This window comes from Acinetobacter sp. RF14B, from assembly GCF_006864105.1.
GTDB classification, from domain to species: domain Bacteria; phylum Pseudomonadota; class Gammaproteobacteria; order Pseudomonadales; family Moraxellaceae; genus Acinetobacter; species Acinetobacter lwoffii_C.
On record NZ_SMTB01000202.1, the window covers coordinates 1 to 919 of the forward strand.

The 919-nt window shown below is 51.9% G+C and carries 1 protein-coding gene; it reads right to left on the minus strand.

Annotated elements, in window-relative coordinates:
• The coding region (locus E2K52_RS14505; protein WP_171478883.1) for a glutamate synthase-related protein at positions 1-919 on the minus strand (919 nt) is incomplete at both ends.

Below are 919 nucleotides of genomic sequence, written 5' to 3' on the forward strand. Positions count from 1 at the left end.
GTTTTCCGCCTGTTGCGCCATATAAGCAGGTATTGCCAATAATCGCGGTATTTTGTGTTTGAAAGGGTGAGCCTTTCGGTGGGAAGATGGCAATACGCCCCCCTGCCATGCCTTTGCCGACATAGTCGTTGGCATCCCCTTCCAGGCGAATATGCAAGCCCCCTGCATTCCACACTCCGAGCGATTGACCGGCGGTACCGGTTAAATTCACTTTAACCGGATGGGATTCCATATTTAAGTTGCCATAACGACGCGCAATTTCACCGGACACACGTGCACCAATCGAGCGGTCACAGTTCACCGCCCTAAAGTGATATTCACCGCCTGTGGCTGCCTCAATGGCTGGCAACATCTCGGCAATCATTTTCTCGGCCAAAACGCCTTTATCAAACGGCGCATTGCCCTGAACCTGACAATATTGTGCCTTACCTTCAGCCGCAGGATGCGACTCCAGTAATGCACTGAGGTCAAGGTGCGCATGTTTATCGGTTTCACCCGGCAACACTTCCAGCAGGTCTGTGCGGCCAATCAGGTCTTTTAAGCGGGCCACACCCAGTGCTGCCAACCACTCACGGGTTTCTTCTGCAATAAACCTGAAGAAGTTGATCAGCATTTCAGGTTCACCCATATAGTGTTGCTGACGCAAATGATCCTGCTGTGTCGCCACACCGGTTGCACAGTTATTCAGATGACAAATACGCAGGTACTTACACCCCAAGGCGATCATCGGGGTGGAACCAAAACCAAAGCTTTCTGCACCCAGAATCGCAGCTTTCACCACATCCAGACCGGTTTTTAAGCCGCCATCGGTTTGTACGCGCACTTTGCCACGCAAATCATTAACACGTAGCGCTTGATGCGCCTCCGCCAGACCCAATTCCCAGGGTGAACCGGCATGATGAATGGAAGATAATGGCGA